The sequence below is a fragment of the Streptomyces zaehneri genome, assembly GCF_032248645.1.
Classification (GTDB): domain Bacteria; phylum Actinomycetota; class Actinomycetes; order Streptomycetales; family Streptomycetaceae; genus Streptomyces; species Streptomyces coriariae.
In genome coordinates this window covers 100,428-125,458 of sequence record NZ_JASTTJ010000005.1, presented here as the reverse complement: position 1 = coordinate 125,458, position 25,031 = coordinate 100,428, and the positions used below count along the sequence as shown (strand labels likewise).

General features: G+C 71.7%; 22 protein-coding genes and 2 pseudogenes. 14 read left to right on the top strand and 10 right to left on the bottom strand.

The window, feature by feature from the left end:
- The first annotated feature begins 23 nt into the window (after positions 1–23).
- The 5 genes and pseudogenes from QQM72_RS10745 (at position 24) to QQM72_RS10725 (ending at position 3,247) form a co-directional block, all read left to right on the top strand.
- Entirely contained in the window at positions 24–263 is a 240-nt protein-coding gene (locus tag QQM72_RS10745) for a hypothetical protein (protein ID WP_314220597.1), read from the top strand.
- A gap of 162 nt (positions 264–425) precedes the next feature.
- Positions 426–1,046: an L-threonylcarbamoyladenylate synthase gene (locus tag QQM72_RS10740; protein ID WP_314220596.1), complete on the top strand. Its 621-nt coding sequence runs from the start codon at positions 426–428 to the stop codon at positions 1,044–1,046.
- 135 nt (positions 1,047–1,181) lie between these two features.
- Positions 1,182–1,937, top strand: a complete 756-nt coding sequence (locus QQM72_RS10735) for a dienelactone hydrolase family protein (RefSeq protein WP_314220595.1) — start codon at positions 1,182–1,184, stop codon at positions 1,935–1,937.
- Between the two features lie 255 nt (positions 1,938–2,192).
- A pseudogene (locus QQM72_RS10730) lies at positions 2,193–2,457 on the top strand (integrase/recombinase); the annotation flags it as partial.
- A 274-nt stretch (positions 2,458–2,731) separates the two neighbouring features.
- Positions 2,732–3,247 (top strand): hypothetical protein, encoded by a 516-nt coding sequence (locus QQM72_RS10725; RefSeq protein ID WP_314220593.1) that lies wholly within the window; start codon positions 2,732–2,734, stop codon positions 3,245–3,247.
- A 13-nt stretch (positions 3,248–3,260) separates the two neighbouring features.
- Here QQM72_RS10725 and QQM72_RS10720 read toward each other — a convergent pair.
- Positions 3,261–3,425, bottom strand: a pseudogene (locus QQM72_RS10720) (DUF4440 domain-containing protein); the annotation flags it as partial.
- A 20-nt stretch (positions 3,426–3,445) separates the two neighbouring features.
- Here QQM72_RS10720 and QQM72_RS10715 point away from each other — a divergent pair.
- Positions 3,446–3,970 (top strand): hypothetical protein, encoded by a 525-nt coding sequence (locus tag QQM72_RS10715; protein ID WP_314220592.1) that lies wholly within the window; start codon positions 3,446–3,448, stop codon positions 3,968–3,970.
- Positions 3,971–4,008: 38 nt separating this feature from the next.
- Here the strand turns inward: QQM72_RS10715 and QQM72_RS10710 are convergent, their stop codons facing one another.
- Positions 4,009–4,452 (bottom strand): DUF6228 family protein, encoded by a 444-nt coding sequence (locus QQM72_RS10710; protein ID WP_314220591.1) that lies wholly within the window; start codon positions 4,450–4,452, stop codon positions 4,009–4,011.
- A 292-nt stretch (positions 4,453–4,744) separates the two neighbouring features.
- Between QQM72_RS10710 and QQM72_RS10705 the strand changes: the two genes are divergently transcribed.
- Positions 4,745–5,980 carry a glycoside hydrolase family 64 protein gene (locus tag QQM72_RS10705; RefSeq protein WP_399076731.1) on the top strand — a complete coding sequence of 412 codons (1,236 nt, stop codon included), beginning with the start codon at positions 4,745–4,747 and terminating at the stop codon, positions 5,978–5,980.
- Between the two features lie 117 nt (positions 5,981–6,097).
- On the opposite strand, the gene QQM72_RS10700 is transcribed toward QQM72_RS10705, so the two are convergent.
- Positions 6,098–8,500, bottom strand: coding sequence for a M4 family metallopeptidase (locus QQM72_RS10700; RefSeq protein WP_314220590.1), 2,403 nt, complete (start codon positions 8,498–8,500; stop codon positions 6,098–6,100).
- A 548-nt stretch (positions 8,501–9,048) separates the two neighbouring features.
- Between QQM72_RS10700 and QQM72_RS10695 the strand changes: the two genes are divergently transcribed.
- Positions 9,049–9,876: an MHYT domain-containing protein gene (locus QQM72_RS10695; protein ID WP_314220589.1), complete on the top strand. Its 828-nt coding sequence runs from the start codon at positions 9,049–9,051 to the stop codon at positions 9,874–9,876.
- Here QQM72_RS10695 and QQM72_RS10690 read toward each other — a convergent pair.
- Positions 9,836–10,306 carry an LLM class oxidoreductase gene (locus QQM72_RS10690; protein ID WP_314220588.1) on the bottom strand — a complete coding sequence of 157 codons (471 nt, stop codon included), beginning with the start codon at positions 10,304–10,306 and terminating at the stop codon, positions 9,836–9,838. The two genes, QQM72_RS10695 and QQM72_RS10690, sit on opposite strands and share 41 nt — an antisense overlap.
- A gap of 396 nt (positions 10,307–10,702) precedes the next feature.
- Here QQM72_RS10690 and QQM72_RS10685 point away from each other — a divergent pair, with 396 nt between their 5' ends.
- Positions 10,703–12,208, top strand: a complete 1,506-nt coding sequence (locus QQM72_RS10685; protein ID WP_314220587.1) for a metallophosphoesterase family protein — start codon at positions 10,703–10,705, stop codon at positions 12,206–12,208.
- A gap of 75 nt (positions 12,209–12,283) precedes the next feature.
- Positions 12,284–13,318 carry an LLM class flavin-dependent oxidoreductase gene (locus tag QQM72_RS10680; RefSeq protein ID WP_314220586.1) on the top strand — a complete coding sequence of 345 codons (1,035 nt, stop codon included), beginning with the start codon at positions 12,284–12,286 and terminating at the stop codon, positions 13,316–13,318.
- 6 nt (positions 13,319–13,324) lie between these two features.
- Here the strand turns inward: QQM72_RS10680 and QQM72_RS10675 are convergent, their stop codons facing one another.
- Positions 13,325–14,320, bottom strand: coding sequence for a TauD/TfdA dioxygenase family protein (locus QQM72_RS10675; protein ID WP_314220585.1), 996 nt, complete (start codon positions 14,318–14,320; stop codon positions 13,325–13,327).
- A 202-nt stretch (positions 14,321–14,522) separates the two neighbouring features.
- Here QQM72_RS10675 and QQM72_RS10670 point away from each other — a divergent pair, with 202 nt between their 5' ends.
- On the top strand, positions 14,523–15,353 hold the full coding sequence (locus tag QQM72_RS10670) for an aldo/keto reductase (protein WP_314220584.1): 831 nt from the start codon (positions 14,523–14,525) through the stop codon (positions 15,351–15,353).
- 61 nt (positions 15,354–15,414) lie between these two features.
- Here QQM72_RS10670 and QQM72_RS10665 read toward each other — a convergent pair whose 3' ends face one another.
- The 5 genes from QQM72_RS10665 to QQM72_RS10645 form a co-directional block, all read right to left on the bottom strand.
- The gene (locus QQM72_RS10665) at positions 15,415–17,760 is read right to left on the bottom strand and encodes a SpoIIE family protein phosphatase (RefSeq protein WP_314220583.1); all 2,346 of its coding nucleotides are present in this window, start codon (positions 17,758–17,760) and stop codon (positions 15,415–15,417) included.
- Between the two features lie 120 nt (positions 17,761–17,880).
- Positions 17,881–18,348, bottom strand: coding sequence for a peroxiredoxin (locus QQM72_RS10660; protein ID WP_314220582.1), 468 nt, complete (start codon positions 18,346–18,348; stop codon positions 17,881–17,883).
- Positions 18,345–18,743: a DoxX family protein gene (locus tag QQM72_RS10655; protein ID WP_314220581.1), complete on the bottom strand. Its 399-nt coding sequence runs from the start codon at positions 18,741–18,743 to the stop codon at positions 18,345–18,347. Before QQM72_RS10655 ends, QQM72_RS10660 begins: the two co-directional genes overlap by 4 nt.
- Positions 18,744–19,129: 386 nt before the next feature.
- Positions 19,130–19,648, bottom strand: coding sequence for a MarR family winged helix-turn-helix transcriptional regulator (locus tag QQM72_RS10650; RefSeq protein ID WP_314220580.1), 519 nt, complete (start codon positions 19,646–19,648; stop codon positions 19,130–19,132).
- A gap of 498 nt (positions 19,649–20,146) precedes the next feature.
- Complete coding sequence (locus QQM72_RS10645; RefSeq protein WP_314220579.1) at positions 20,147–20,941, bottom strand: response regulator transcription factor; 795 nt, start codon at positions 20,939–20,941, stop codon at positions 20,147–20,149.
- Positions 20,942–21,576: 635 nt separating this feature from the next.
- Between QQM72_RS10645 and QQM72_RS10640 the strand changes: the two genes are divergently transcribed.
- From QQM72_RS10640 to QQM72_RS10630, 3 genes are all read left to right on the top strand, one after another.
- Entirely contained in the window at positions 21,577–22,509 is a 933-nt protein-coding gene (locus tag QQM72_RS10640) for an SGNH/GDSL hydrolase family protein (RefSeq protein WP_314220578.1), read from the top strand.
- A gap of 126 nt (positions 22,510–22,635) precedes the next feature.
- A complete protein-coding gene (locus QQM72_RS10635; protein ID WP_314220577.1) occupies positions 22,636–23,676 on the top strand; it encodes a zinc-dependent alcohol dehydrogenase in 1,041 nt (346 codons plus the stop codon).
- Positions 23,677–23,771: 95 nt separating this feature from the next.
- Positions 23,772–24,923 carry a sensor histidine kinase gene (locus tag QQM72_RS10630; protein WP_314220576.1) on the top strand — a complete coding sequence of 384 codons (1,152 nt, stop codon included), beginning with the start codon at positions 23,772–23,774 and terminating at the stop codon, positions 24,921–24,923.
- Positions 24,924–25,031: the final 108 nt, after the last annotated feature.

Here is a 25,031-nt window from a genome sequence, read left to right as displayed (position 1 = left end):
CACGGGGGTGCGACCGGTCCCCCGTGCCGGTCGCACCCCCGCCGCTCCTCGGAACCACGGGCCTGGCGAGCGGCTGGGAAATCGTGTCGATGCCCGCTCCGGCCGCCGCGGGACTCACCTGTGCGCAGGTGGTCCGGATGGCCCGATTCCGTCCACTGGGCGGATTCGTGCAGGCCGGGCCGGTCCAGGTCGCCCGCCACGCCAGCCACGCCCGCCACCACATGGGCGAGGACGACCTCGTACAGGTCGCTTCCTGGCACTGACCCGGCTCGCCCGGCTCGCCCGGCGCTGCACGGCGCCACGGCTGGGAGACCGACCCCGCGACGGCGCCGGGGCTGCTCGCCGACAGCCGGCGGTTCCTCCTGGGCGAGCCGCACGGCGGTCCTGCGGGGCCGCCGCCCCGTGGCACGGCATAAGCTCGGCCAATGGCGAAGTACTACGACGTGCACCCCGACAACCCTCAGCCGCGCACCATCACCCAGATCGCGGCCGCCGTCCGGGCGGACGCGCTGATCGCGTACCCGACGGATTCCTGCTACGCGCTGGGCTGCCGGCTGGGCAGCAAGAACGGCATCGACCGGATCCGGGCCATCCGCGACCTGGACGACCGGCACCACTTCACCCTCGTCTGCCAGGACTTCGCGCAACTCGGCCAGTTCGTCCGCGTGGACAAGGACGTGTTCCGCGCGATCAAGGCGTCGACCCCGGGCAGCTACACCTTCATCCTCCCGGCGACCAAGGAGGTGCCGCGCATGCTCCAGCACCCGAAGAAGAAGACGGTGGGCGTGCGCATCCCGGACCATGTGGTCACCCAGGCCCTGCTCGCCGAACTCGGTGAACCGCTGCTGTCCAGCACCCTGTTGCTGCCCGGCGAGGACGAGCCGATGACCCAGGGCTGGGAGATCAAGGACCGGCTCGACCACGTGGTGGACGCCGTGCTGGACTCCGGGGACTGCGGCACCGAGCCGACCACCGTCATCGACTTCTCCGAGGGCGAAGCGGAGATCGTGCGGCACGGGGCGGGCGACACCTCACGGTTCGAGTAGGGCCTTGCGCGCCCCGACACCCTGGACCGGGGGTCCCGGAGGGCAGGTGGATGGTGCATGCAACGATGGTCGCCGCCCGGCCCCACCGGGCCGGCCGATCGCTCGCCGCAGTGCACCGCGCAGAGAGGCACCCCCATGACCTCCGTACAGGGAACAGCCGTGGACATCCGCACCGAGGACGGCGTCGCCGACGCCTATCTCGCGCATCCCGGTGACGGGGCTCCCCGGCCGGGCGTACTGCTCTACCAGGACGCCTTCGGGCTGCGTCCGCACCTGCGGGCGATGGCCGACCGGCTCGCCGGGGCCGGTTACACGGTGCTGGTCCCGAACGTGTTCTACCGGCACGGGCGCGCGCCCGTCGTGGAACTGCCCGAGTTCATCGACCCGGGCGCGCGTCCGGAGATCTTCGCGGCCCTGGGCCCGCTCATCCAGTCCCTCACCGCCGAGTCGGCCGTGCGCGACGCCGGCGCCTATCTGCGGTGGCTGGCGGAGAGCCCGCTCGTCGCGGACGGCCCGGTGGCGCTGACCGGGTACTGCATGGGCGCCCGGCTCGTCCTGTGGACCGCCGGCGGCCATCCGGACCGGGTCGCGGCGGCGGCCGGTTTCCACGGCGGGCGGCTCGCGACCGACGCGCCGGACAGCCCCCACCTGGCGGCCGAGCACATCACGGCCGAGCTGTACTTCGGCCACGCCGACAACGACCACTCCCTGCCGCCCGAGCAGATCGAGCGCTTCGAGGAGGCCCTCACGGCGGCGGGCGTCCGTCACACGTGCGAGGTCTACGCCGGCGCCGAGCACGGCTACACCCAGGCCGACACCGCCGCGTACGACGAGAAGGGCGCCGAGCGGCACTGGGCCGCGCTGCTGGACCTGCTGAAGCGGACCTTCTGACCCCCGGGACCGGGGAACGGGACCGAGCGGCAGGACCGCGTACCGGGGACGGGAGTTGAGGAACATCCGAACGAAAACCGGCACTAAGGATCAGTCGGCCCAGAGGGGCGGCTGACGGAGCGTCGGCGGACGGACCCGTCCGAAGCCTTCCCGCAGATAACACCCCATTATCTGCGGGAGCTTGGTTCGTCACCTGGGGTGACGTTCTCCGGGCCGTACATGAAGCAGCCCTGTTATCTGCGGCAAGGGGAAGCGGTGCCCACCGTCGTGCAACTGCCGACCGGGAAGGCGTTGACCGTCCGCGCGGCGGCCGACGCCTTCCTCGACTCGCTCCACAACCCGAACACGGTCCGCAGCTACTCGACCGGCGTCGGCAAGACCGCTGAGCGGATCGGAGAGGCCCGCCCGCTCGGGTCCGTCGCGCACGACGAGATCGGCGAGGCCCTGGAACTGCTGTGGGGCACCGCAGCGGTCAACACCTGGAACGCTCGCCGGGCGGCGGTGCTGTTCGTGGCTTGGCCGGCGCGCACCTCGGAGAGCAGGGCGCCTCCCTGCTGATGCTGATGGCCAAGTCCCGGCACAAGAAGCCGGAGAACGTCCGCCGGTACTTCAAGCCGTCCCCGAGGCGATCTCTGAGCTGACCAACCTGCTCGCCCCCGGCGACGCGCGCCGCTGACCCTGCTGTGCATGAAGTCGGCGTGTGGCTGTACGTCTGATCACTCCCGACGCAACCCTTGAATGGCATCCTTGGATTTATTCCTTGACTTTAACCCAAGGATTGCTACCTTGGGTTCATGCCAAGCAATGAGAAGCCTCGCCTCATCCCAACCGGCAAGTGCTGGTGCGGCTGCGGGAAGGACGTCGGCCTGGGCAAGTTCTTCGCCGCCGGCCACGACAAAATCGCCGAAGCAGCGCTCATGGCCCTCAAGTACGACGGGTCCGTCGCTCAACTGCTCCACGCTCACGGCTTCGGCTCGCACCATTCCGTCCGCCACGCCGCCGTCACCGATCCGGACTGCTCGTGGGAGAAGTGCGCCGACTGCAACTACAGCGGCGCCCCTGCCAGCATCGCCAACCACCGCAAGAAGGATCATCCCGACCGGCACGTCCTCGCCCAGGCGATTCGCGCCCTCGGCGGCACCTGGGATCCGCAGCGTGCCATCAAGGCTCTGGGCGACCACGGTCACACGTGGGAAGACCAACGGGCAGCGGAGAAACGGGTCCGGCAGATCCTGCGCGACCTGTGCGCGGACGGGCTCATCGTCAAAACCGACCCTCAACGGGCTGTCTACGACATCGTTCGGGAGTAGAGCCGGGGACGGTTCAGCCCTCGGGGACGGGGGTGCCCTGGTGGTAGTAGAGCCGCCATCCGGTGTCACCCTCGCCCTTGCGCCACAGGGAGCTGCGGCGGGCCCGGCGGCCGGCGATGACGCTCTCGTACGTCAGGTGCACGAGGTCCGGGGCGAGGAGCACCCCGCGCATGCCGGAGGCCCGATACGGAGATACCGATGCGACTCCGCGTCGCCGGAGTCATCGTTCTTCTCTACGCACAACCGCTGAGCCGCGTCGTCCGGCTCACCATCGACGACGTCATCCGCGACGGCGACGCCGTGCTGCTACGACTCGGCGAGCCGCCCTCACCCGTTCCCGCGCCGGTCGCCGCCCTGCTGCTGAAGCACATCACGAACCGCGGCAACATGAACACTGCCACCAACCCGGCGTCCCGCTGGCTTTCCCCCGGCCGCCGGACCGGCCAGCCGCTCGGCCCCAACCACCCGTCCGCGCTCCTGAACAAGGTCGGAATCCCGATCGCCGCCGCCCGCGGCGCCGCCATCCGGCAGCAACTCCTCGAACTCCCCGCATCCGTCGTCGCGGACGCTCTGGGCTACCACGACAAGACCACCAGCCGCCTCCGCAACGAGACCGGAGGGACCTGGAGCCGATACGCTCCAGGAGATCACGCAAGGTCACCAACAGGATGGGTTCCTCGCGGAACCAGCGAAGTTGGGGGCCCTCCAGTTCCGAGAGCCTGAGCGCGCATGAGTGCTTGCTTTCGGGGCCACTGGGACGGCTACCCCTGGCGGAAGAATTCCTGCACGTCGGCAGCGACAGTCGTCAGCTCTTCGCCAGCGTCAATCACGGTCGTCACAGTGCACTCCCAGCCTCTGGAGAAGACGTCGGCTCGCAGGGTCCAGCTCAGATACACGTGACCGCCCGAACCGAACGTCGCTGCCACGACCAGCTCGTTGTTGACCCAAGACCGCTCGCCCTCCCAACCGCGGAAGTCGCGCGCAAGACCGTCGAGAAACTCGGTCAGGTATCCCGCACCGTCCCAGGCAGACACGGTCACGGCCCCGATCCGTGCGCGCAGGCCGTCGTCGACAGCCTCCACGGCGAATACGACCTCGAACTCATCTGTCCGCGACCAGTCGAACAACCGGATAGAGGGCGCTTGCGACCCCACCCCCCGAACGACGAGCTCGACCTGCCCAGGAACCACCTCGATCAGACTCACCCACTGAGGATAAAGACGCCAACACGGCCCGGTCATCGCCATTACGACGCGGTACTACGTCCCGTCGACGTTGGGGGCTCCACACCCAGATCCCCGCCAGGAACGTCACGGTCAGTAGTGATTCCGGAGCCAGATTGATCAACTGGCGACAGTTGAATACGCGAGCCCACCAGTATCAGCGCCCGGGACGCCCCTGGCACGAGCCGTGCCGAGGGCGTCCTTTCCTTTGCCGTTTCTGTTCACATCGTTGACATGGGCACAACCCCAATGCGACTTTGAGAGCGCTCTCAACATGGTACGGACCAACCCCACAGGCCTACCCGCACGGAGGTGGAGAGTGCTCTCAAGGATCACGCACGCACTCGGAATCACCGGAGCAGCCGCTCTCGTCGGCGCCATGCTCTGTCTCGGTCCCCCTGCCCAGGCGGCCGTCCCCGACACCATCCCGCTGAAGATCACCAACAACTCGGGGCGCGGCGACCGCCTCTACGTCTACAACCTCGGCACACAGCTGACGACGGGCCGGCAGGGCTGGGCGGACGCCAACGGCACCTTCCACGCCTGGCCCGCCGGCGGCAACCCGCCCACCCCCGCGCCCGACGCCTCGATCGCGGGCCCGGCCGCCGGTCAGTCCGCCACCATCCGGATGCCCAAGTTCTCCGGCCGGGTCTACTTCTCCTACGGACAGAAGCTCGACTTCCGGCTGACCACCGGCGGACTGGTGCAGCCGGCCGTGCAGAACCCGACCGACCCGAACCGGAACATCCTGTTCAACTGGTCGGAGTACACGCTGAACGACTCCGGGCTGTGGCTGAACAGCACTCAGGTCGACATGTTCTCCGCGCCGTACGCGGTCGGCGTACAGCGCGCCGACGGGACCACCATCAGCACCGGGCACCTCAAGGCGGGCGGCTACAACGGCTTCTTCAACGCCCTGCGCGGACAGCCCGGCGGCTGGGCGAACCTCATCCAGACCCGGTCCGACGGCACCGTGCTGCGGGCTCTCGCCCCGCTGTACGGAGTGGAGACGGGCGCCCTCCCGGCGAACGTCATGGACGACTACGTCAACCGAGTCTGGCAGAAGTACGCGACGAGCACGCTGACCGTCACCCCGTTCGCCGACCAGCCGGGCACCAAGTACTACGGCCGGGTCTCGGGCGGGGTCATGAACTTCACCAACTCCTCCGGCGCGGTCGTGACCACCTTCCAGAAGCCGGACGCGGCCAGCATCTTCGGCTGTCACCGGCTGCTGGACGCGCCGAACGACGCCGTGCGCGGACCGATCTCCCGCACCCTGTGCGCGGGCTTCAACCGCTCCACGCTCCTGGTCAACCCCGACCAGCCGGACACCACGACGGCGAACTTCTACCAGGACACGGTGACCAACCACTACGCCCGCAAGATCCACGCGCAGATGGCGGACGGCAAGGCGTACGCGTTCGCCTTCGACGACGTCGGGCAGCAGGAGTCCCTCGTCCACGACGGCTCGCCGAGCCAGGCGTACCTGACGCTCGACCCGCTGAACTGAGCTGAACGGAGCGCGCACGACGACGTCCCGCACGCGGAGGGAGCCCGCGTGCGGGACGTCGTCGGTCTGAGCGGATCAACCGGTCGTCATCAACCGGTCGTCATCAACCGGTCGCGATCAGCCGGTCGTGACGGCGGTGTCGTCCACGACGAAGCTGGTCTGGAGCGAGGAGTCCTCGACGCCCGAGAACTTCAGCGCCACGGTGGAGCCCGCGAAGGACCCGAGGCTGAAGGACTTCTGGACGTAGCCGGTCGCGGCGTTGAGGTTGGAGTAGGTGGCCAGGGTGGTGGACCCGGCGGTGACCGTCAGCTTGTCGTACGCGGTGCTGGTGGTGGTCTCTGCCGTGTCGACGTGCAGGTAGAAGGTGAACGTGGTGTTGGTGCAGCCGCTCGGGATCGTCACCGACTGCGAGAGCGTGTCGGTGTGGGTCGACCCGTAGCCGTCGAGCCAGGCCTTGTAGGAGCCGGTGCGGGCCGCCTGGCTGCTGGAGTTGGTGATCACACCGCTCGTCGTCGTCCAGGTGGTGCTGCCCGACTCGAAGCCCGCGTTGCCCAGCAGCTGTGTGGCGGTGCAGGAGCCGCCGCCGGTGGAACTGACCGTCCAGGTGAACGACGCGGTGGCGGTCGCGCCGGTGCTGTCGGTCACCGTGACGGTGGTGCTGGAGGAGCCGGCCGTGGTCGGCGTCCCGGAGATCAGGCCGGTCGAGCTGCTGATCGACAGGCCGGCGGGCAGACCGGTCGCGGCGTACGTCAGCGAGCCGCTGTTGGTGCTGCTGGCGGAGATCTGCAGGCTCACCGCGGTGCCGACCGTGGCGGACTGGCTGCCCGGGTTGGTGACCGAGACGCCCGTCGACGGGACCGTGATGTGGCTGCCGACGTTGATGCCGGCGAAGGCGTTGCCGACCCCGGCGTACTGGGCGGAGCTGGCGCCGTAGAGCGCCGAGGCGGCGTTCAGCGCGGCGGTACGGGCCTGGGCGTACGTGGTGCTGGACGTCATGTACGTCGTCAGCGCCTTGTACCAGATCTGCAGGGCCGCGGCCCGGCCGATGCCGGCGACGGCGACGCCGTCCGAGGTCGTGCTGGTGTAGCTGGTGCCGTTGATGACCTTGGTGCCGCTGCCCTCGGAGAGCAGGTAGAACATGTGGTTCGCCGGGCCCGAGGAGTAGTGGACGTCCAGGTTGCCGACGCCGGAGTACCAGCTGTCCGCGGAGCCGCCGTCCTTGGAGGGCTTGTCCATGTAACGCAGCGGCGTGCCGTCGCCGTTGATGTCGATCTTCTCGCCGATGAGGTAGTCACCGACGTCGGAGGAGTTGGCCGCGTAGAACTCCACGCCCGTGCCGAAGATGTCGGAGGTGGCCTCGTTCAGGCCGCCCGACTCCCCGGTGTAGTTCAGGTTCGCGGTGTTGGAGGTGACGCCGTGGGTCATCTCGTGGCCCGCGACGTCCAGCGAGGTCAGCGCGTGGGTGCTGCTGGTGCCGTCGCCGTAGGTCATGCAGAAGCAGTCGTCGTCCCAGAAGGCGTTGACGTACGCCGTGCTGTAGTGGACGCGGGAGTAGGCGGCGACGCCGTCGTTCTTGATGCCGCTGCGGCCGAAGGTGTTCTTGTAGAAGTCCCACGTCACCTGGGCGCCGTAGTGGGCGTCGACGCCGGCGGTCTGGGTGTTGGAGCCGGAGCCCGTTCCCCACGTGTCGTCGGCGTCCGTCATCAGGGTGCCGGTGCCGGACGTGGCGTTGTTGAGGCTGTACGTCTTGTGGGTGCCGCGGGTGGTGTCGTTCAGCTGGTACGTCGAGCCGGACAGCGTGGTGCCGATGGTCACCGTGCCGCTGTACTGGCTGTTGCCGGTGCCGGTCTGGACGCCCTCGAACTGGGAGAGCTTCGCGCCGGTGGCGGCGTCCGTGATGACGTGCAGCTTGCTCGGCGTGCCGTCGTCCTGGAGACCGCTCACCACGGTCTCCCAGGCGAGCTTGGGCGTGCCCTCGCCGGCCCAGATCACCTTGCGCGCGCTCTGGGCGGCGGGGCTCTGCGCGTCGAGCGCCTTGGCCGCCGTCAGGGCCTTGGTCTCGGCGGCCGCCTTGCTGTACGTGGCGGTCGTGGACTTGACCGAGACGGTGCGGCGGTTGTTGTTGAAGGTCGTGCTCACCGTGCCGGCGGCCAGCGAGGCCGGGGGCGTGTGCACGACGAGGTCGCCGCCGAGGACGGGCAGACCGGCGTAGGTCCGCTCGTAGCGCGTGTGCAGGGTGCCGTCGTTGTCCTTGACGACGTCCTTGACGACCAGCTTCTCCTGGGCGCCGAGGCCGAGGGACTCGGCCGTGTCCGCCGTCTTCGCCTCGGCGCTCCTGATCAGCGTCGTGCGCTGGGCGGGAGTGAGGTCGGCGGGCAGGCCACCGGCGCGCACGGGGCTGGGGTGGGGGGCCGCGGGCAGCGCGGTCGCCGGAACCGTCTGGACACCGAGGGCCACGAGTGCGGCGGTGGAGAGCAGGGCCGCTCCGACCGTGGTCCGCTTGCGGGGGTTGGGTCTCACTCGTTCTCCTACTGCGGCGGCCGTGGGGAACGGCCGGTGACAGACCGGGCAGACGGGTGTGCTGTCCGGGACGAGCTGAGTTGTGCGGGACCGTGAGCATGGGAAGACAACTTGCCGCTGGTGCGCGGTAGTTCGGTGGGAGAATGGCAGGCTTGACAGTGGCATGTCAGCCAAAGCCGGAGGCTTCAAGGGTTATCCCTCGGTGCCGGGCGGGGATGGGGCCCTCACCCCCCGGCCCCGCTGTGAGAACCCTGTGCGTCGGCTGTCCCGGCGGCCGTGCACCGGCACCGCACCGGCACCGGCAATCTGGCAACGGCCGGGAGCGAGGACGTCGTCACCGGGGAGACGCGTCCGGCCGCAAGGGGCGGCCATGCCCTCGGGCCGACCCCGCGGAAGGCGAACCGACCCGGCCGGGACGGCGGCGGGCTCTGCGTCGTCGGCGTGCACACGGACCTGGCCGTCGACTCTCGGGAAACGCTTGCTTTCACCACTCCCTTACCCGTAGACACGTTCTTCACGAACAGTCGTCACTTCGGGGGGAGTTGATGATGGAAGGCACGATAGACGGATTCCGGTACGGGGTGGTGACCCCGGTGGCGGCCTTTGTGATGGCCTGCGTGGGAGGAGCGTTGGGGCTGCGCTGCATCGTGCGGACGCTGCTCAACGGCGGCTCGTGGAAGCCCGGTTGGCTGGCACTGGGGGCCGCGTCGATCGGCTGTGGCATCTGGACGATGCACTTCATCGCCATGATCGGCTTCCAGGTGGAGGAGACCCGGATCGGCTACCACGTGGGTCTGACCGTGCTCAGCCTCGCGGTCGCGGTCGTGGTGGTCGGCGTCGGTGTGTTCATCGTGGGCTACCGGGGCGCCGGCCGGGCGTCGCTGTCGCTCGCGGGGGTCGTCACGGGCCTCGGGGTCGCCGCCATGCACTATCTGGGCATGGCGGCCCTGCAGCTCAACGGCGCCATCGAGTACACGCCGGGCACGGTGGCGCTCTCGGTGCTGATCGCCGTGGTGGCCGCGACCGCCGCCCTGTGGGCGGCCGTCACGGTCCGGGGGTTCCTGACGAGTCTGGGCGCCAGCCTGGTGATGGGCGTGGCCGTGTCCGGGATGCACTACACGGCGATGGCAGCGGTCAGCGTCCACGTGCACGGCGCGACCTCGTCGTGGGCCGGCGACAGCCCCACCTCGCTGCTGCTGCCGATGCTGATCGGGCCGGTGATCTTCCTGCTGCTGGCCGGGGTGGTGGTGATGTTCGATCCGCTGCTCGTGCTCGGCGACGGCGAGTGGAACCGGCCCGCCCGGGCGGGGCGGGCCGGTACGGCGGAGGAGACGGTCAGCCGGCCTGCCGTCCGTCGGTCGTGGAGCGGTGGGTGAGGGGCTCACGCAGGCCCAGGTGGTCACGGAGCGTCCGGCCCGTGTACCGCGTGGGGTAGACACCGCGTTCCTGGAGTTCCGGGACGAGCAGGTCGACGATGTCGTCGAGGCCGTCCGGAATCAGGTACGGCGTCACGTTGAAGCCGGCGACGGCACCGTGGCGCACCCAGTGGGCGAACCGGTCGGCGAGTCCGGCGGGAGTGCCGACGTGCCCGCGCTGCGGTCCGAGGGCGATGACGGTCTCGCGCAGCGACCAGCCGTGCGCCTCCGCCTTCTCGCGCCACTCGGCGACCACCGTGCGCGGGTCGGTGACGCGCCGGGCGCCGAAGGAGCCGTCGTTCTCGGCGACGACCGGGTCCTCCTTGGGCAACGGCCCGTCGGCGTCCCGGTCCGAGAGGTCGAGGCCCCACAGCAGGCCGGCGACACCCAACGCCGTCGCCGGTGTGACCTGTTGGAGGCGGATCCAGCGCTTCTTCTCCAGCGCCTCCGCCTCCGTCGCCCCGATGATGATCTCCGTGCCGGGCAGGATGCGCAGGTCGTCCTCGGGCCGGCCCGACGGGCCGGCGGGGGTCAGCGGCGTGCGGAAGGACAGACGGCGGAGGCGGTCCGGCAGTAGTCGACATGCCGTCGGGTGATCAGCCGCGTACCCGTGCCGACACCGTGCGGTGTCGTGCCAGGTGCGCGCATCGGGGGCCTCCGCCCTTCGTGACAGATCGCTTCAACCTACGTGGTCGGCCCCGGAAAGTGTCAAGGGCATTAGATGCCGGTGCATGAACCGGGTCGGGTGGACTCCTGTCACGCTGTGGATCATTGCTACGGTGCACCGGTGTCTGACTCCTCACGCGATACCGCCGAAGGCGCCGGCTGGGTCGGCGCCGACCGAGGCGCGTACCGGCAGCTCATGCCGGACCGGACCGAGAAGATCTCGTGGCTGGACCCCAGGATGCTGTGGGCCGCCCGCAACGGCGTGCTGGCGTCGTGGTTCGGCGACCCGACGGGCCGTACCCGTGGCCGCCTGGTGGCCCAGCGGGCGGCGGCCGGCGCACCCGCGGACAAGGTGATCCGGCGCACGGACCCGGACAGCTTCTCCTTCATGGTCATCGGCGACACGGGAGAGGGTGACGATCCCCAGTACGCCGTCGTGCCCGGCTTTCTGAGGGCGAGTCAGGGGACGTCCTTCGCCGTGCTCGCCAGTGACGTGATCTATCCGGTGGGCAGCGCCGACGACTACGGCGCCAAGTTCTTCCGCCCGTACCGGGATTACCCGGCGCCCATCTACGCGATACCGGGCAACCACGACTGGTACGAGGACCTGGGCGCGTTCATGCGGGTCTTCTGCGGCGACGCCCCGCCCCTGCCCACCGAGCCCGCGCCGCGTCTGCTCAGCCGCGCCGGGCTGCGTGCCCTGCTGTGGCACCGGCCGCACCCGCACGACGGTCAACGCCTCGCCGAGGAAAGCGCGTTGAGGCCCGCGACCGGCCAGCAGGCGGTGCAGCCGGGGCCGTACTGGGCGATCGACGCGGGCCCGGTGCGGATCATCGGCATCGACACCGGACTGCTGGGCACGCTGGACGCCGAACAGGGCGCGTGGCTGCGCACGGTGTCGCAGGGCCCGCGCCCCAAGATCCTCGTCACCGGTTCGCCCCTCTACGTCGACGGCGAGCACCACCCGTGCCCCGTCGAGGGCGGCGGCACCGTCGACGACATCGTCAGCGCGCCCGAGCACCACTACGTGGCGGCCATCGGCGGCGACATCCACAACTACCAGCGCTACCCGGTGCGGCTGGCCGACGGACGGACGCTGCAGTACGTGGTCGCGGGCGGCGGGGGCGCCTTCATGCACGCCACGCACACCATCCCCCGGGTGTCCGTCGCCGGCGTCACCGAGCGGGACTTCCGCTGCTATCCGCTGCGCGGCGACTCCCTCGCCTTCTACAGCCGGCTCTACGGGAGCCGGCTGCGGCTGCGGCGGTTCTTCGCCCTCACCGAGAGCGAGGCCCAGGCGGTGGTCGCCGAACGGCTGGGCATCCCGCCGACCCGTACGCCGGGCCCGGAGGTCAGGGTGACGCGACGGATCCGCCTGGTGGCCGGGCTGCTGGGCACCGGGAGCCGCCCGGAGCGCCGCAAGCGGTTGCGGCTGCCGGTGCGCAAGATCTACACCCAGCTCTTCTCACCGAGTTCGGTGTCGTACAGCCCGCCGTTCTTCAAGTGCTTCCTGCGGCTCGACGTCACCCCGGAGTCGGTCCGGCTGCGCTGCTTCGCGGCCACCGGGAACCGCGCCCAGGAGCTGAACCCGCCGGTCGAGGACGAGGTCACGATCCCGCTGGTCTGAAACGGCCGCTTGCGACAATCCACGAACAACCGCCGTACGGCCGTACACGCCGTCGAACGATGGAGGAGCCCCCCCGTGCCTTCGACCTCACGCCCCTTGCGCAGACTGGGCTTCCTCACCATCGGGCTGTTCGACGCGGACGATCCGGGCCGGGGACACGAGACCACGCTGGAGATCATCGAGCTGGGTGAACGGCTCGGCTTCGACAGCGCCTGGGTGCGCCACCGGCACCTCCAGTACGGCATATCCTCCCCCGTCGCCGTCCTCGCGGCCGCCTCGCAGCGCACCCGGCGCATCGAGCTCGGCACCGCGGTCATCCCGCTGGGCTGGGAGAACCCGCTGCGCCTCGCGGAGGACCTGGCCACCGTGGACATCCTCGCCGGGGGCCGGCTCAACCCGGGGGTGAGCGTCGGCCCGCCGATGCACTACGAGCAGGTCAAGGAGGCCCTCTACCCGGACACCGCCGACGCGGAGGACTTCGGCTACGAGCGGGTGCGACGGCTGCTGGACCTGGTGCGCGGCAAGTCCGCCACCGACTTCAGCGGGGTCGAGGGATTCGAGGTGTTCTCGGACGTGGTGCAGCCGCACTCCCCCGGTCTCGGCCGCCGCCTGTGGTACGGCGGGGGCAGCCTGGGTTCGGCGCGGTGGGCCGGGGAACACGGCATGAACTTCCTCACCAGCAGCGTGGTCAAGGCCGAAGGCCCGGACGACACCAGGGACTTCGCCGAGATCCAGCTCTCCCACGTCCAGGCCTTCCGCGCCGCCCACCCCGACGGCGAGGCGGCCCGTGTCTCGCAGGGTCTCGTGGTCATCCCCACCGACTCCGCCTCACCCGAACAGCGCGCGAGGTACGAGGAGTTCGCGGCGAAGCGGCTCCCCCGTACGACCTCGCCGCAGGGCCCGGCCCGGCTGCTGTTCGCACCGGACCTGGTCGGCACCTCGGACGAGATCGCCGAACGCCTGCACGCCCACGCCGCGTTCCGTGAGATCGACGAGGTCGCCTTCGCCCTGCCGTTCACCTTCGGGCACGAGGACTACGTACAGATCCTCACCGACATGGCGACGAAGCTGGGTCCGGCGCTGGGATGGCGGCCCGGCGCCGGGGCGTGAGGAGCCTCACCAGCGGCCCGGCTCGGTGCCCGTCACCGGCTCGGACGGCTTGCCGTCCACGCCGACCGGGATCTCGCCGGTGAGCATCACCCGGTGCATCGTGCGGGGGAAGCGCAGATGCGCGTTGTCGCTCGGCGCGAGGTGGATGGTGGCGCGGTTGTCCCAGAACGCCACGCTGCCCGGTTCCCAGCGGAAGCGGACCGTGTACTCGGGGCGGGTCGCCTCCTCCAGCAGCATGTCCAGGATCGCCCGGCTCTCCGCGCGGGAGAGGCCGGTGATCTGCTCGACGTAGTAGCCGTTGACGTACAGCACGCGCTCCCCCGTCTCGGGGTGGACGCGTACCAGGGGGTGCACCGAGGCGACCTGGTGATCGAGCAGGTGGCGGACGTACGCGTCGTCGCCGGGGCGGGGCTGGTAGCCGACGCCGAGCCGGTGCTCGGCGCGCAGCCCGGCCAGGAACTCCCGCAGGGGCGCGGAGAGTCCGGCGTGGGCGGCCGCCAGGTTGGACCAGGTCGTGTCACCGCCGTAGGGCGGTACCGTCTCGGCGCGCAGGATCGTCGCGGCCGGCGGGTCGACTCGGGCGCCGTGGTCGCAGTGCCAGCCGCGCAGGAGGGTGTGCCGGCGGCGCCGGAGCCACTCCTCGTGCTCCATGCCGAACTTCCCGCCCAGTTCGAGGCGGTCGGCGGTCGTCTCGATCTCCGGGAAGTCCGCCGGTGACGCGCCGCCGCGCCTGCGCAGGACGACGGGTTCGCCGAACCGTCGCGCGAAGGCCACATGCCCCGCGTGGTCGAGGCGCTGCCCGCGGAAGAACACCACCTTCCAGCGCAGCACCGCCGCCCTGACCACGGCGACCTGGGCGTCGTCGAGTCCCGCGGCCAGGTCGACGCCCTCGATCTCGGCGCCGATGTGTCCGGCGACCGGCTTCACCTCCACTCCCGCCGCCCGCGCGGCCTCCTCGGCCGTCGGGTCGTCGAACGGGGTGGCCCGGCTGTCCGTCGTCATGCGTGCTCCGCTCGTCGTCACTCGTCGTCCGTCACGGCTCGGGGAAGATCGTGACAGCGAATCGACGGCCTGGCGACAGGGCCTCGGACACCCGCGGCGGAGTCGGAGGGCCCGCCCCCGCGGACTCCGGTTGATCGATCCCCGTGTCATCGGTGAGGCTGGTGGGACGACACGGACGACACAGCCGAGGAAAGGTCCCCTGGTGAGCAGCATCCCGGAGCACACGCTCAACGACGGTACGAAGCTCCCGGCCCTGGGTCTGGGCACCTGGCCGATGGACGACGCGGAGGCGGAGCGGTCGGTGGCCGAGGCGCTCGGCCTCGGCTACCGGCTCGTCGACACGGCGACGAACTATCGCAACGAGAGCGGGGTCGGGCGGGGCGTGGCCCGCGGCGGGGTGCCGCGCGAGGAGATCGTGGTGGCCACGAAACTGCCCGGCCGCCACCACGGCTACGAGGAGACCCTCGCCTCCTTCGAGGAGTCCCGGCAGCGGCTCGGCCTCGACTACGTGGACCTGTACCTGATCCACTGGCCGCTTCCCCGGGTCGACAGGTTCGTCGACTCCTGGCGGGCCATGATCAAGCTCCGTGAGGACGGCCTGGTGCGGTCCATCGGAGTCTCCAACTTCACCGCCGGGCACATCGAGCGGCTGGAGAAGGAGACCGGCGTGCTGCCGTCCGTCAACCAGATCGAGCTGCACCCGCTCTTCCCCCAGGACGAGCTGCGCGCCTTCCACGAGGCCAAGGGCGTGCGTACGGAGAGCCGGAGCCCGCTGGGCCGCGGTTCGGCGCTCCTGGAGGACCCGGTCGTCGTCTCCGTCGCCGAGTCGCTGGGCGTGACGCCCGGCCAGGTCGTCCTGCGCTGGCACCTCCAGCTCGGCGCGGTCCCCATCCCGAAGTCGTCCAGTCCCGAGCGGCAGCGCGCCAACCTCGACGTCTTCGGCTTCGAACTCGGGCCGGCCCAGCTGGCGGCGATCGCGCAACGGCCGCACCGGCGGCTGGGCGGCGACCCCGAGGTGCACGAGGAGTTCTGAGCGGTGACGGCAGGGCCGGCCCGTCGGTGCCGCTCCCCGGGGCAGCACGGTCCACCGGTGATCACTCGGGCTCCAGCGACTGCTCCGCCCAGATCGTCTTGCCCCGGTCGGTCTGCCGGCTGCCCCAGCGCTGGGTGAGCTGCGCGACCAGCAGCAGGCCGCGCCCGCCCTCGTCGAAGGCGTGGGCGCGGCGCAGGTGCGGGGAAGTGGAACTGCCGTCGGACACCTCGCAGATGAGGCTGCGGTCGCGGATCAGGCGGAGCCGGATGGGAGGTGCGCCGTAGCGGATGGCGTTGGTGACGAGTTCGCTGACGACGAGTTCGGTGACGAAGGCGGCCTCCTCCAGGCCCCACGCGGTCAGTTGCTCGGTCGCCGCCTGGCGGGTGCCGGCGACCTGGGCCGGGTCCGGCTGCACGTCCCAGGCGGCGACCTGGTCCGCGCCGAGCGCCCGGGTACGGGCGAGCAGCAGCGCGACGTCGTCGCCGGGCTCTTCCGGCAGGACCGCCTTGAGCACGGTGTCGCAGAGGGCGTCGAGCGTGGCGGCGGGCGCGGTCAGGGCGCTGCACAGCTCGCCGGTGGCACGGTCGACGTCGCGGTCGCGGTCCTCGATCAGGCCGTCGGTGTAGAGGGCGACGACCGCGCCCTCGGGCAGCTCCAGTTCCACCGCCTCGAAGGGCAGCCCGCCGACCCCGAGCGGGGGGCCCGTCGTCATCCGGACCAGCTCCGCACGGCCGTCGGGCAGCAGCAGGGCCGGCGCGGGATGGCCGGCGGCGGCGAGGGCGAGACGGCGGCTGACCGGGTCGTAGACGGCGTACAGACAGGTGGCACCCAGTTCCGCGACCTCGTCGTCGCCACTCTCCTGGTAGCCGGCGAGGTGGGTGACGAGGTCGTCGAGGTGGGTGAGCAGTTCGTCGGGCGGCAGATCCACGTCGGCGAGGGTGCGTACGGCCATACAGAGCCGGCCCATGGTCGCCGTGGACGGGATGCCGTGTCCGACGACGTCGCCGACGACGAGGGCGACCCGGCTGCCGGAGAGCGGGATGACGTCGAACCAGTCACCGCCGATGCCGGCCGTCGAGCCGCTGGGCAGATAGCGGTGGGCGACCTCGACGGCGGCCTGTCCGGGCAGGCCGCGGGGCAGCAGGCTGTGCTGGAGGGCGAGGGCGGTGGTGCGTTCGCGGGCGAAACGGCGGGCGTTGTCGATGCAGACGGCGGCCCGGCTGGCGAGTTCCTCGGCGAACACGGCGTCGTCGGCCTCGTAGTCGTCGGGATGGGCGATACGGACGCCGACCAGCACGCCCAGGGTGGTGCCCCGGGCCCGCAGCGGCACCGCGATCACCGAATGGACCCCGCCGCGGAAGCGACGGCCCTCGGGAGCGAGCGCGTTGCGTTCGGCGAGCCAGCTCATGAAATCGGGCTCGCCCGCCTGGATACGGACGGCATGCCCGTCCCGCAGGGCGCGCGCGGGCGGACTGAAGGGCGGATGGACGTCGGTCTCGCCGAGGCGGACCGCCGCCTCAGGGGTGCCCTCGTGGGCGGAGCCGTGGGCGACCCGGCGCAGCACGATCTCGCCGTCCGGGACGGGCGGCGGCTCGTCGGCGCCGAGGACCCAGTCCAGCAGGTCGACGCTGACGAAGTCGGCGAACCGGGGAACCAGCAGATCGACCACTTCCTCGGTGGTGCGCACGATGTCGAGGGTCGTACCGATCGAGGCCGCGGCCTCGTTCAGCAGGGCCAGCCGCTGGCGGGCCAAGTACTGCTCGGTGCTGTCGAAGGCGGCCAGGGCGACACCGACGACCTCGCCCGACGGCTCCCGTACGGGCCACATCTCGGTGGTCCACGCGTGCTCCCGGTTGAGGGAGGGGGCGCCGGCCCAGCTCTCGTAGCGGATCGGACGACCGGTCTCGGCGACATGGCGGAGGTGCCGGTCGAAGCCGCGGCTGTTCTCGGCCTCCTGGACGGTGTCCGGGAAGTGGCGGCCGAGCAGGACGTCCTCGGAGACGCCCATCACCTTGCAGGCGACCTCGTTCAGCCGCAGATAGCGCTGGTGCGGGTCGAAGACGGACATGGACATGGACGCCTGCTGGAAGGCCCGCTCCGCGAGGGCCGGTTCCGGGCCCGAGGGCCGTTCGGCGGTGAGGGCCCAGCCGGCGGGCTCCCCGTCGGGGCCGAGCACCGGGCAGGCGGTGACGGTCAGGGTGACGTGCCGGCCGTCGCGGTGGCGTACGAGAGCGGGCCGGCTCCACGCCCGCGCCGGAAGCGGCGCCAGGTCCTCGGCGAGCAGGTCGGCCGCTGCCCGGCCGACGGCCTCCTCGGCCGTATGCCCCGTCAGCAGACGGGCACCCTCGCTCCAGCCCGTCACGATGCCGTGAGCATCGATGACCGCCGCAGCGACGACATGCTCCATATCGTCAAGAATGGTCCCTTTGTCCCGACGCATCAACCGCGACGGGTCGGCCACGACGGGAGGCCGGGCGCACGGCGCTCCCGGCCTCCCCGGCCTCCCGGGCCCACTTCCCCCTCCGACTCAGGTGCGGTGGGCGCGCAGTGCGTCGAGGGCGCGGTCGGCGTGGGTGTTCATCCGCAGTTCGCTGCGGACGACCTCCAGGACGGTGCGGTCCTGCGCTATGACGAAGGTGACCCGCTTGGTCGGGGCGAGGGAGAAGCCGCGCTTCACGCCGAACCGTTCCCGCACGGCCCCGTCGGCGTCGGAGAGCAGCGGCATGCCGAGCGCGTGCTTGCCGGCGAACTCCTGCTGGCGGTCGACGGTGTCCCCGCTGATTCCGACCGGCCGGGCGCCCACGGCGGCGAACTCGGCCGCCAGATCACGGAAGTGACAGGCCTCGGCGGTGCAGCCCGCGGTGAGGGCGGCGGGATAGAAGAAGAGGACCACCGGCCCCTCGGCGAGCAGGTCGGTCAGGCTGCGCACCGTGCCGGTCTCGTCCGGCAGCGCGAAGTCGTCGACGAGGTCGCCGGTCTCCAGGGCCTTGGTCATGACCGTACCTCCGTGATCTTCGCGGCGCCGGCGCCGTCGGCGACGTTGCGGGCCCACAGCACGAGGGGCACCTGGAAGGGAAGCCGGGCCACGGCCGCGGCCTTGAGCGGGGTGGGGCGGTGCCGCCAGTCCCACGCCATCTTGACGTTGGCGGGGAAGACGCCGACGAAGAGCCCGGCCGCGGCCAGCGCGGCCGTCCTGCGGGTCCGCGGCAGGGCCACTCCCGCCGCCAGCGCCAGCTCGGCCGCACCGCTGGCGTAGGTCCAGGCCCTGGGCGAACCCGGGAGCGTGCGCGGGATGATCGCGTCGAACGGGCGCGGAACGGCGAAATGGGCCACGCCCATGCCGGCCAGCAGGCCCGCCAGGAGCAGGGGTGAGCGTTCGGACCGGGACACGGTTCCTCCTCTGATGACCTGGCGCCCGACATTACTGGAGGGTAGGCGGAGCGCCGGAGGCGGGGTGGCGAGGGGGGACCCGGGGGCGGGGCTCCCCAACTCGGCCGGGGTGCATCGTGGTTGGCGGCGGTCGGCGACAGCCTGCCGGGATGACCGTCCGGCCGCTGTGGCACATCGGGCACCCACCGGAACGAAGCCGGTGAAGGCGGGTCGACCCTGCACCCCGACGGGGAGACGGTGCACGTCGACGAGGAGGACGGCGACGACGCCAAGCTGCCCGGCGTGTACTCCACGGCCGAGAAGGCGGCGGAGCGCAGGCGCCGCGCCCGGCTGCTGCCGGGCTTCGCCGACGAGCCGGGCTGTTTCGTCAGGCGCGTCCTGAGGGGTCAGGCGCGTGGGGCCACGGCCGGCTGCTCGGTCTCGTCCTCGATGGAGTGGGAGAGGAAGTCGTCGACCATGCGGTGGAAGAGCGTGGCGAGCTGCCCGAGCTCGTCCGGGGACCAGTCGGCCAGCGCCAGCTGCATTCCCCGGGCCCCCGCGTCCCGGACGCGGCCGACGGCCGCGCGGCCGGCCTCGGTGAGCTGGATCCGCTGGGCGCGGCCGTCGTCGGGGTCGGGAACCCGCGTGACGTACCCGGACTTCTGCAGCTGCTGCACCGTGCGGGTCACGTGGGAGGCCTCCACGCCCAGCCGCTGCGCCAGCTCCCCCGGCCGCAGCGGCTCGGAGTCGGCGACCTGCCGCAGCAGCGCCACGGCGGCACGGTCCAGGGGGACGCCGGCCAGCGTCATCAGCCGGTCGTGCTGGCGGGCGCGGGTGCTCAGGTAGGTGATGCGAGTGAGCGCGCGCTCGATCTCGATCACTTCCGGAGTCGCGGTGGAGGGCAACGGCAACGGTTCGGTGGACATGCGACCCACTTTACCATCTTGTTGCGTAACTCAAGTAAGTTACTGCGTACGTGTACCGCACCTACCGCGGAGGAACGACACGCGTACGACACCCCTGCCGTATCCGAATGGTACGCGGCCACCCATACCCGGCGGTATGCCCCGGCCCCTGCGGCCCGCGCCGCACTCCCCTCCGAGCAGCCACGCCAGGTACGCGCCGTCCGCCAGGCCCGTCACCACGCCGACCGGCAGCAGCGCCGAGCCGGTCAGGCGCAGGGTGGCGAGGTCGGCCGGGGAAGCCGGCAGGGGCGCCGATCCACGCGGCGGGCATGAGGTCGGGCCCCGCGGCGCGTGACCCGGCGCGCGAGCCGGGAGCTGCGGGGCGGCCGTCGCCGCGCACGGGTTCGCACCGGCCGCCGCGCCCCCTCACCGAGGGCGGCGCCGGCCGGTGCGAACCACAGGCAGCCGGCGAACGACGTGACGCCGGTCCGCCGACACGGCATGGCCCACGCGGAGAGTTCAGCCCGCGCCGTGCTCCGCTCCCAGCCAGTAGCCGAAGCCCCGCCGGGTGTGGATCAGCACGGTCGCCTCACGGTCCACCTTGCGTCTGAGCCGGGAGACGAGTTGCTCGATCGCGTTGCCGCCCCGGCGGTCGCCCCAGACGTACCGGCCGATCTGCTCCTTCGACAGCACCCGGTCCGCGTTGTCCAGGAGGTGACGCAGCAGGCGGTACTCGGCGGGCGTGAGGTCGAGGTCGCGGGTGCCGCGCCGGGCCCGGCAGAAGGTGTCGTCGAGGACCAGGTCGCCATAGCCCGGGGCCGCGCCCCGCACCAGCGTCCATATACGGGCCATCACCTCGGGCACCCGCAGGGGCTTGGTCACGTAGTCCTTCCGCCCCGGGGCGATCTCGGGCAGCAACCGGTCGAGAAAGTCGTACGAGGCGAGGTAGAGGACCGGAGGCCGGTGCGCGATCACCGGGCGGCCCACCGTGTCGACCCCGGTCAGGTCCGGCCGGGCGGTGTCGACGACCAGGAGGTCGAACCGGTGGGCGCCTAGCCGGACCAGCGCTTCGGCCGCCGTACCCGTGAGGCCCACCCGGTAGCCGGCCGGCTCCAGGCTGGAGACGAGCAGTTCGGCGAGGTCCGGCTCACCGGCGATGACCAGGACCGACCGGCCGGCGCCACGGGCCGCTGACGGTGCGCCCCTCGGGGCGAAGACCGGACCGGGCGACGGCTCGGCGAGGGCAGTGGCGCCCCGGGGGGCCGCGAGAGCGCCCCGACCGTCGTCACCGCGCGGGTGTCGTCGTACCGGCATCAAAGGCGTGCCCTTTCGTCAGCGGGATGAGGCAGGAAAGCGCCCACCAGCCGGCGGACCAGATCGTCGAGCCGACGCAGTGCGCCCGGTGACCGGTCCGCCAGGAGCAGCCGCATACCGCGTGTACCCGCCTCGCCCCAGCCGCGCGGCGACGTCCTCGCCGAGCGGTGTCAGGCGGATGCGACGGGCGCGGCTGTCTGTCGCCGGGATCGGCGACCCGGGCGGAGGCCGGCCCCCTCTCGACCGCCGCGGGCGAGGCGGGCGAGGCGGGCGAGGCGGGCGGGGTCACCGGCCGCGCGTGGGACATGATCTCAACCCTACCGTTCTGATTGCCTAACTCAAGCAAATCGCTTCGTTTGCTTGACTCAAGTAATCCAGATGTGTTTGCCTAACTCAAGCAATCCGGGAGCCGCCTTGAGCGGAGGAGGCCCCCGGCCGCCGAACCCGTGGGGACGGGGATCGGCGCGGTCCCCGGGCCCGGCAGCCGGCACACCCCGCCCGGCGCCGGGCCCCGGGACGCCTCCCACCCTCCATGCACGCTCGGCCGCCCCGGCCGCTTCTCCCCCGGCCGAGCCAGCTCCACGACCACAGCTGTACGGCGTGGATCATCCGGGACGACAGACAGGACCCCTGCCATGAAGACCTCCGTACGAGCCGCGCTGGCCGGCGCGCTCGCCTGCGGCGTGCTCACCACCGCGATCGTGATCAGCGGGCACGACGGCTCTCCCGGGTCCGCCCCGCCCGGCGGCCCGTACGTGGCACTGGGCGACTCCTACACCGCGGGTCCCCAGATCCCGGACCAGGGCGGCAGCCCCGCCGGATGTGACCGCTCCGACCGCAACTACCCGGCACTCGTCGCCCGGCGGCTGGCCCTGCCCGCCACCGACTTCCGTGACGTCAGCTGCACCGGCGCGACGGTCGCGGACCTGACCTCGGCCCAGGCCACGGGCCGGGGCACCAACCCGGCGCAACTGGCCGCCCTGTCGGACCGGACCCGGCTGGTCACCCTCGGCATCGGCGGCAACGACATCGGCTTCGCCTCGCTGGTGAAGAGCTGCGTGAAGTCCGCAGTGCTGCACTTCGCGCTGAGCGGCCTGACGGACGGGAAGGACGCCACCGGGGACGCGCCCTGCCGCGCCCGGTACGTCTCCGGCGGCACCGACGAGGTGCAGCGGCGTACAGAGGCGGCCGGCCGAGTGCTGGCCGCGGCCCTGGCCGAGGTCGGGCAGCGCGCGCCGAAGGCCCGCGTGTACGTCGTCGGCTATCCCGCGATCCTGCCGCCGCGCACCACCGGCTGCGGCACCGAGATGGGCCTCGCCGCCGGCGACATCACCTACCTGCACGACAAGGAGCAGCAACTGAACGGCATGCTGCGCGAGCGGGCCGCCAAGGCGGGGGCAGGCTATGTCGACACGTACACGCCCTCGGTGGGGCGCGACGCCTGCGCCGACCGTCAGGTGCGCTGGGTCGAACCGCTCGTGCCGCGGGCCCCGGCCGCCTCCGTCCACCCCAACGAGCGCGGCGAGCGGGGCATGGCGGACGCCGTGCTCAAGACTCTCGGCGTCTGACCTGCGCGGCCTCCCGGCCTCGGCCCCGCGAGCGGCCGCGGTCCCCCGGATCTCCGTCAGGGCTCCCCCGAGCCCGGCAACACCTGTCTCCGGCAACCGAGTTACTCCAGCGAGAAAGGCTCCCTCATGAGCACGATGAAGTCCGTCCGGACCGGCGGCGCCGGCAAGATCGACGTCGTGGACGTCGAGCGCCCGGTGCCCGGCCCCAGGGACGCGCTCGTACGGATCCGCGCCTGCGGCATCTGCGGCACCGACGTCACCTTCCTGCACATGGGCGGCATCCCCGCCCGTGCCCATCTGGGCGGCGAGCTGATCCCCGTGGCGCTCGGCCACGAGCCGGCCGGTGAGGTCGTGGAGGTCGGCGCCGAGGTGGACGGCCTGAAAGCGGGCGACCGGGTGGTCGTCAACCCGCAGGACGCGCCCACCGGCATCATCGGCTGCGGCGGGAAGTTCGGCGGGATGAGCGAGTACCTGCTGATCGAGAACGCCGAGGTCGGAAGGAGCGTCGCGGTCTTCCCCGACACCGTGCCGTTCGACGTGGCCTCGCTCAACGAGCCGATGGCCGTGTCCCGGCACGCCGTCAACCGCTCCGGGGCGGGGCCGGGCGACAAGGTCGTCGTGTTCGGCGCCGGGCCGATCGGTCTGGGCGCGGCGATCTGGCTGAAGCTGCGCGGTGTGGAACACGTGGTGGTCGCCGACGTCATCCCCTCCCGGCTGGAGAAGGCGCTGGCCGTCGGGGCGGACGCCGTCATCGACTCGGCCGAGGAGGACGTGGCCGCGCGGCTGACCGAGCTGCACGGGCAGAGCGCCAACGCCCTCGGCCAGCCCCGGCCGGGCACCGACATCTTCATCGACGCGGCCGGCGCCCCGGTCGTCTTCAACACCGTGGTGCAGTCGGCGAAGTGGCACGCGAAGCTGGTCATGGTGGCCGTGCAGAAGAAGGGCGAGATCGACCTCGGCGGCATGCTCCGCAGCGAGCTCACCCTCATCGCCTCCCAGGGCTACCCGACCGAGATCTTCGAGGTGACCCCGGAACTGGTCGAGCACCAGGAGCGGTTCGCCAAACTGATCAGCCACCGCGTCCCGTTCTCCGAGGCCGCCCGCGCCTTCGAACTGGCCCTGACGCCGGGCGCGGCGGAGAAGGTCGTCGTCACGCTGGACGACTAGGAACTTCGCGCGCGGGCCTCTCTCCCCACGCCTCCTCCCCTCACGTCCCCCTCCCCTCTTCTCTTCTCTTCTCTTCACGAGAGGAACGGCTCTCCATGCGCGCGACCCTGCGACAGGCTGCGCGGGCCACGGTCCACCTCTTCCTGGCCGCCGCCATGGCCTTCGGGTCGTACATCTTCATCACGGTCCTGCTGATCGCCGGCACCGGCGCGGTCACGGGGGCCGGGATCTGGCTGCTGCCCGAGACCGTGCTGCTGATCCGCCGGATCGCCGGGGCCAAGCGGCGCCTGACGGCGTCCTGGACCGGCCGGGAGATACCGGAGGCGTACCGAACGGTCACCGGCCCGCTGCGCGAGCGGCTGCGGACGGCCGTCGGGGATCCCGGCACGCTCACCGATCTGCGCTGGATGGGGGCGTACTACGCCTACGGCTGGCTGACGGTGCTCATGCTGCCGCTGTGGCCGGCGGGCCTCCTCGTCGACGGTGTGCGGCGTGGGCTGCTGGGCCGCGAGGCGCTGGTCCTGCCGTTGCTCGTCCGGCTCGCCGACCTCGAGGCGGGCTGGTCGGCCGCCCTGCTCAGCCCCTCCCCCAAGGCGCTGCTGGCCAGTCGGGTCGAGCAGCTCACCGCGACCCGGGCGGACGCGGTCGCCGCGCACGGCGCCGAACTGCGCCGGATCGAAAGGGACCTGCACGACGGCGCCCAGGCGCGGCTGGTCGCACTGTCGATGCGGATCGGACTGGCCCAGCGGGCGTACGGGGCCGATCCCGACACCGCGCGGAAGCTGCTCTCCGACGCGCAGGACCAGGCCGAGGAGGCTCTGACCGAACTGCGGCACGTGGTACGCGGCATCCATCCGCCGATCCTCACCGACCGGGGACTCGAGGGGGCCGTACGGGCGCTGGCGGGCAGCAGCGGACTCGGGGTGACGGTGCGGACCGAACGGCTCCCGGACGGGCCCCGGGCACCGGCCGCGGTCGAGGCGGCCGCCTACTTCGTGATCGCCGAGGCGCTGACCAACGCCGCGAAGCACAGCGGGTCGGACCGGGCCGAGGTCCTGCTGGCCCGCTCCCGGACCGGGCTGAGCGTGCGGGTGCGCGACGAGGGGTGCGGCGGCGTCGACGAGAGCGCCGGCTCGGGGCTGCTGGGCATGCGGCGCCGGGTCGCCGCGCTCGACGGGACCGTGCGGGTGAGCAGCCCGACGGGCGGGCCGACGGTGATCGAGGTGGAGCTGCCGTGCGTGTGGTGAACGCCGAGAAGGCCGAGCCGCCGTACGGCCGTCGCGCCGGCCCGTACCGCGCCACGCGCAGGCCCACGACGGCGGGCGACCGCCCTCCCGCCTCCCCGGAGGAAGGCC